The sequence below is a fragment of the Pseudomonas sp. zjy_15 genome (genome assembly GCF_043101865.1).
Taxonomy (GTDB): Bacteria; Pseudomonadota; Gammaproteobacteria; order Pseudomonadales; family Pseudomonadaceae; genus Aquipseudomonas; species Aquipseudomonas putida_Y.
Genome location: NZ_JBICII010000114.1, coordinates 22,974 through 28,977, shown reverse-complemented (window position 1 = coordinate 28,977; position 6,004 = coordinate 22,974). Strand labels below are relative to the sequence as shown.

At 64.4% G+C, this 6,004-nt stretch carries 6 protein-coding genes; 5 read left to right on the top strand and 1 reads right to left on the bottom strand.

Annotation, left to right across the window (positions count from 1 at the left end; all coding sequences use genetic code 11):
- Nucleotides 1-74 precede the first annotated feature (74 nt).
- Nucleotides 75-965, bottom strand: a complete 891-nt coding sequence (locus ACF8EF_RS22715) for a LysR family transcriptional regulator (RefSeq protein WP_392462083.1) — start codon at nucleotides 963-965, stop codon at nucleotides 75-77.
- Between the two features lie 102 nt (nucleotides 966-1,067).
- On the opposite strand from ACF8EF_RS22715, the gene ACF8EF_RS22710 reads away from it, so the two are divergent.
- The 5 genes from ACF8EF_RS22710 (at nucleotide 1,068) to zapE (ending at nucleotide 6,004) form a co-directional block, all read left to right on the top strand.
- Nucleotides 1,068-2,147, top strand: a complete 1,080-nt coding sequence (locus tag ACF8EF_RS22710) for an extracellular solute-binding protein (RefSeq protein WP_392462081.1) — start codon at nucleotides 1,068-1,070, stop codon at nucleotides 2,145-2,147.
- A 25-nt stretch (nucleotides 2,148-2,172) separates the two neighbouring features.
- Entirely contained in the window at nucleotides 2,173-3,138 is a 966-nt protein-coding gene (gene speB / locus ACF8EF_RS22705; RefSeq protein ID WP_176684898.1) for an agmatinase, read from the top strand.
- Between the two features lie 231 nt (nucleotides 3,139-3,369).
- Nucleotides 3,370-3,687: a hypothetical protein gene (locus tag ACF8EF_RS22700; protein ID WP_176684899.1), complete on the top strand. Its 318-nt coding sequence runs from the start codon at nucleotides 3,370-3,372 to the stop codon at nucleotides 3,685-3,687.
- A 22-nt stretch (nucleotides 3,688-3,709) separates the two neighbouring features.
- Nucleotides 3,710-4,855 carry a PQQ-dependent sugar dehydrogenase gene (locus ACF8EF_RS22695; protein ID WP_392462079.1) on the top strand — a complete coding sequence of 382 codons (1,146 nt, stop codon included), beginning with the start codon at nucleotides 3,710-3,712 and terminating at the stop codon, nucleotides 4,853-4,855.
- 42 nt (nucleotides 4,856-4,897) lie between these two features.
- Complete coding sequence (gene zapE, locus ACF8EF_RS22690) at nucleotides 4,898-6,004, top strand: cell division protein ZapE (protein ID WP_176684901.1); 1,107 nt, start codon at nucleotides 4,898-4,900, stop codon at nucleotides 6,002-6,004.

Genomic DNA, 6,004 nt, shown 5'->3' with positions numbered 1-6,004 from the left:
GCCTGTGCCCAGCCACCGACCGGTGTCCACCCCCGATCCGGCGTAGGAGCGGGTTTACCCGCGAAGGGGCCGGTTCAGGCAAACGCCGCCAGCAAATCCTGCGCAAATACATGGGCTGCCTCGCCAACCCCCTGTGCCCGGTGCCGGGCCAGGGTAAACGGCACCTCAAAATCAAGCGCAGGGTCCAGCGCCCATAACAGTCCTTCGGCCTCCCAGACCTGTGCACAATGGCATGGCAAGTAGCCAATATGCCGCCCAGACAGCATGAACGTCAGCACGCTTTCGATCTGCTCCGCCACTGCCGTGCTGCGTCTGCTCTGGAACGGTTCGCCCCCTTTGAGAAAACGGTACGGATGGCGCACCTGGTCCATGTCCAGCAACCGCTCAAGCCCAACATCCGTTTCCCCATACAGCTCATGCCCCCTGCCGCAATACAGCCGCTGCCGCTCCGCGAACAAGGGCTGGTAATCAAAGGCTGCCTGGTTGCCGGAAAAGTAGCTGATGGCATAGTCCAGCCGCTGCTCCAGCAACAGCCGTTCCAGCTCTGCCGGCGGTGCACTGACAAGCTCCAGTTGCACCGATTCCTCTCGCCTGCGAAATGCCGCAATGGCCGCCGCCAGTTTCAGGCTCACCGCCTTGTCCTGATTTTCCGCCATGCCTATGCGCACAGTTCCCAGCAGCCGCCCGGCAACGCCGTTGGCCTGCTGGCGAAACTGCTCGATGTTCAGCAGCAGCCCACGCGCCGCGTCCAATAGCAGTTCACCTTTTTCCGTCAGGCGAAAACCACCCTTGCCGCGGCTGCACAGGCGGTAACCCAAGCGTGCCTCCAGTTGCGCCATGCGCTGGCTGATGGTGGGCTGGCTCAGGCCCAGCACGCCTTGAGCGGCGCTGAAGCCACCCGCCTCGACTACAGTGACGAACAGCCGCAGCAGGTGCAGGTCGGGATCGTGCACTTGTCCCAGCATTACATTGCTCCTGGTGAATGTCAGCTTTGCAAACTTGCCATTGGTGCAATGTAACCCGGCTGGCATGCTCGCGGCATCCACCCATTTACCGAGGTGTCCGCCATGCGTCGATCGTTGTGCCTTTTGTCTCTGGTTCTGGCCCTGCCGCTGCAGGCCGAAGAAAAGGTCGTCAACCTCTACAGTTGGGCCGATTACGTTGCCCCGCAAACCCTGCAGCGCTTCGAACGGGAAACCGGCTACAAGGTGCGTTACGACACCTTTGACACCCCCGAGGTGCTGGAAACCAAGCTGCTGACCGGTGGTAGCGGCTACGACGTGGTGGTGCCGTCCTCCACCGTGCTGGCCCGGGCGCTCAAGGCCAATGCCCTGCAACCGCTGGATGCTCAGGCCATGCCTGGCTACGACAACCTCGACAAGGACCTGCTGGGCAAACTGGCCGAGGTTGACCCCGGCAACCGCCATGCTGTGCCGTACACCTGGGGCACGCTGGGCCTGGGGGTGAATGTGGAGGCGGTACGCCAGCGCCTTGGTGATGTACCGCTGGACAGCCTCGACCTGTTGTTCAAGCCCGAGTACGCCGCCCGCCTGAAGGGTTGCGGCATCGCCATACCTGACTCGCCCCAGGAGGTGATCGGCGTAGCCCTGAACTACCTGGGCAAGGACCCTTACAGCCAGAACAGGGGTGATCTGGCCGCCGCGCAGAACCTGCTCAGCCAGTTGCAGCCGTCGATCAGCTACGTCGCCAACGGTCGGCAGATCAACGACCTGGCCAATGGCAGCGTGTGCCTGGCGCTGACCTACAACGGTGATGCCGCGATGGCCGCCGACCAGGCCCGCCGTGCCGGCAAGCCGTTCGAGGTGATCTACCGCATCCCCCGCGAAGGCACGCTGGTATGGCAGGACAACCTGGTCATCCCCAAGGACGCCCCGCACCCCGAGGCCGCCCGGGCGTTCATCGCCTTCATGCTCAAGCCAGAGTCGGTGGCAGCGCTGACCAACACGCTGTTCTTCGCCAACGCCAACCAGGCTGCCACGCCGCTGGTGGACGAAGCGGTGCGCAACGACCCGGATATTTACCCGTCGGCCGAGGTGCGTCAGCGCCTGTATGCCGACCGCAGCATGGCCCTGGCCGACCTGCGCCAACGCAACCGTCTGTGGACCGCCTTCCGCAGCCGGCAGTAGCCCATGACAATCAAGGAGCCCGACCGTGGACCAAGCCGCAAGCAACGACCAGGCAATTACCCGCGATAGCCTGTATGGGACCGCCGCAGAAAGCACCTACGCCGGTGTTGTCAGTTTTTCCCGCCGCCGCTACAGCCGCGACTTGCGCGGTGTGGATGTGGTGGTCAGCGGTGTGCCGTTCGACACGGCCACCAGTAACCGCCCCGGCGCGCGCTTCGGCCCGCGGGCGATCCGTACTGCCTCGGTCCAGCAGGCCTGGGCCCGCCACTGGCCGTGGGCGTTCGACCCGTTCGACCACCTGGCGGTGATCGACTATGGTGACTGCCCCTTCGACAGCGGCACGCCGCAGTCGGTACCGGGCAGCATCGAGGCCCATGCCGAGCATATTCTGCAGGCGGGTTGCGCCATGCTCACCCTCGGTGGCGATCACTTCATCAGCTACCCGCTGCTCAAGGCTCACGCCCGCCGCCATGGCCCGCTGGCGCTCATTCATTTCGATGCGCACAGTGACACCTGGCCAGACGAGGCGGGCAAACGCATCGACCACGGCACCATGTTCTGGCATGCCGCCCGCGAAGGCCTGGTTGACCCGGCCCACTCGGTGCAGATTGGCCTGCGCACGACCAATGACGACAGCCAGGGTTTTGCCATTCTCGATGCTCGGCAGGTGCACCGCCAGGGCACAGAGGCGGTGATTGCGGCGATTCGCCAGCGGGTGGGCGAGCGGCCGGTGTACCTGACCTTCGACATCGACTGCCTCGATCCGGCCTACGCGCCCGGTACCGGAACACCGGTGTGTGGCGGGCTGAGCACGGTGCAAGCGCTGGAGATTCTGGGGGGGCTGCGTGGCATCAACCTGGTAGGCATGGACTTGGTGGAAGTGGCGCCAGCCTATGACCATGCCGATATCACCGCTTTGGCCGGGGCAACCCTGGCCATGGAGATGCTGTGCCTGTATGCGGCGCGGCACAAGGTGGACAACGGCCAGTAGATTTTGCGGCCATTCGCGGGCAAGCCCGCTCCCACACGTGTCTCACAGGCCAGAATCTGTGGGTGACCGTGGGAGCGGGCGCGCCCGCGAATGGCTGCAAAGCAGCACTCCGAGGCCCATACTGAAACATCAGGAATCATCTCCACCCGCATTCACACTTTTGCCGCGAACCCCTCGCGCCTTAGGCTATCAAATCCACCAGGCGCGGCATTTTCGTACAGGAGGTGAAGCATGACCCCGACATTGCCCATCCTGGCCCTCGGCCTGGCCTTGTGCCTGCCCGCGTACGCGGCTGCGCAGCAGCCCGTGCAACGTGCTGCCGGCAACAACAACCCTTACAACAGCCCGATCCAGCGGGCCAACCCCAACAGCCGTCAAGGCAGCATGCCGGCTGCGCCACCGGTACGTGGCCCGTCCACCGCCCCGTACCAGCGCCCACCCACCCTGGACAATCGTGGCATCGGCAATGGCGACAACCTGCGCCGCCAGCAGCAAACCCCGAACCTGGAACCCACCCGGCCACCGCGCGACAACCCACGTGCGCCTTAAACCCACTTGAAAGGAATCCGGCATGCTACGAACACCCTGGCTGGCCAGCCTGACGGCCGCCGCGCTATTGCCCTTGTGGGCGCATGCGGCGGCCGAACAGCGGTTTCCCAGCGAAGAAGGTACCTTGACCGTCAGCACGCTTGCCGATGGCCTGCGCAATCCCTGGGCACTGGCCTTCCTGCCCGGCGGCAAGGACATGCTGGTGACCGAGCGCGCCGGCAACCTGCGGCTGGTCAATGCCGAAGGCAAGGTCGGCCCGTCGATCAGCGGTGTACCCAAGGTCTGGGCCGAGGGCCAGGGCGGCTTGCTGGATGTGGCGCTGTCACCGGAGTTCGGCAAGGACCGCACCGTCTACCTGTCCTACGCCGAGGAGGGCAGTGACGGCAAGGCCGGAACTGCGGTCGGCCGCGGGCAGTTGTCCGAAGACCGCGCCCGGCTGAAGAATTTCACCGTGATCTTCCGCCAGCAGCCCAAGTTGTCGGTGGGTAACCACTTCGGCTCGCGGCTGGTGTTCGACCGCGACGGCTACCTGTTCATCGCCCTGGGCGAGAACAACCACCGCCCCACTGCCCAGGACCTGGACAAGTTGCAAGGCAAGGTCGTGCGTATTCTGCCGGACGGCGAAGTGCCCAAAGACAACCCCTACGTCGGCAAGGAGAACGTGCGCCCGGAGATCTGGTCATACGGCCACCGTAATCAGCAAGGTGCCGCGCTCAACCCCTGGACCGGCCAGCTGTGGACCCATGAACACGGCCCGCGCGGGGGGGATGAAATCAACATTCCAAAGCCTGGCAAGAACTATGGCTGGCCGATTGCGACCCACGGCATCAACTACTCGCTGCTGCCCATCCCCGAGGCCAAGGGCGAGCATGTGGACGGCATGGTCGACCCGCACCATGTCTGGGAAAAGTCACCGGGTATCAGCGGCATGGCGTTCTACGACAGCCCGACGTTCAAGGCCTGGGACCACAATCTGTTCATCGGTGCGTTGGCCACTCAGGAATTGATCCGCTTGCAACTGGACGGCGACAAGGTGGTGCATGAAGAGCGGTTGCTCGGTGACCTGAAGGCGCGTATCCGTGATGTGCGGCTGGGGCCGGATGGGTACCTGTATGTACTGACGGAAGACAAGGATGGCGCGCTACTCAAGGTCGGCCTGACCGACTGACGCGCTCCTGCACCGAGGGTGGCAGTCGGGTAGAATGCGGCCATGGCCATCGACCCCCAAACCCTCTACCAGCAAGCCCTGAGCACTCAGGGCTACGTTGCTGACCCCGCCCAGGCCCGCGTCGTCGAGGCCTTGCAAGGCTGCTTCCAGTCCCTCGAGCAGGGCCGCCCCACCCAGGGCCTCTACCTCTGGGGCCCGGTCGGGCGCGGCAAGACCTGGCTGATGGATCAGTTCCACCAGTGTCTGCGCATACCGAGCCGGCGCCAGCACTTCCACCACTTCATGGCCTGGGTGCATCAGCGCCTGTTTCAGCTCAACGGCACGGCCGACCCGCTGCTGGCCCTGGCGGCAGAGCTGGCGCGGCAAATCCGCGTGCTGTGCTTCGACGAACTGTTCGTCAACGACATCGGTGATGCGATCATCCTCGGCCGCCTGTTCCAGGTATTGTTCGATCAGGGTGTGGTGATCGTCGCCACCTCCAACCAGCCACCCGAGCAGCTCTACCGCGATGGCTTCAACCGCGAGCGGTTCCTGCCGGCCATCGCCGCCATTGGTCGTCACATGCAGGTACTGCCAGTAGTGGGCGAGCAGGATCACCGCCTGCACCCCGGTGAAGCGCGGCAGCGCTATTGGGTAGCCGAGGCGGAGCAGGCCAGCCAGTTGGGCAAGGTGTTTCGCCAGCTCAGCCCTGAAGATACCGGCACTGATCAGCCTTTGGTTATTGGCTCAAGGCACATTCAAGTCGTGCGGCGCAGTGAGCAGGCTATCTGGTGTCGTTTCACCGATCTGTGCGATCAACCCCTGGCGGCCATGGAGTTCATGGCCTTGTGTGACCGTTTTTCCTCGATTCTGGTATCCGGCATTCCGGCGCTGGGCGGGGAGCAGCGGGCGGGGCGTATTGCCCGTGGCACCGAAGATGGCGCGGCGAGGGTAGTGGCGGGCGACCGTGAACTGCCTGCGCTGTCGCCCAAGGACGATGCGGTTCGCCGTTTCATCGCCCTGGTCGACGAATGCTATGACCGCCGGGTGGCGTTGTACCTGGAGGCACAGGTGCCGCTCGATGCGCTCTACACTCAAGGTTATCTGGCGTTCCCGTACCAGCGTACCCTGAGCCGGCTGCGGGAGATGCAACTGCAACGCTTCGCCTGA

Excerpts from the sequence above, each read along its gene's own strand:
- ACF8EF_RS22715 (WP_392462083.1), bottom strand. The coding sequence starts at position 965 with ATGCTGGGACAAGTGCACGATCCCGACCTGCACCTGCTGCGGCTGTTC.
- ACF8EF_RS22710 (WP_392462081.1), top strand. The coding sequence starts at position 1,068 with ATGCGTCGATCGTTGTGCCTTTTGTCTCTGGTTCTGGCCCTGCCGCTG.
- ACF8EF_RS22700 (WP_176684899.1), top strand. The coding sequence starts at position 3,370 with ATGACCCCGACATTGCCCATCCTGGCCCTCGGCCTGGCCTTGTGCCTG.
- ACF8EF_RS22695 (WP_392462079.1), top strand. The coding sequence starts at position 3,710 with ATGCTACGAACACCCTGGCTGGCCAGCCTGACGGCCGCCGCGCTATTG.
- zapE (WP_176684901.1), top strand. The coding sequence starts at position 4,898 with ATGGCCATCGACCCCCAAACCCTCTACCAGCAAGCCCTGAGCACTCAG.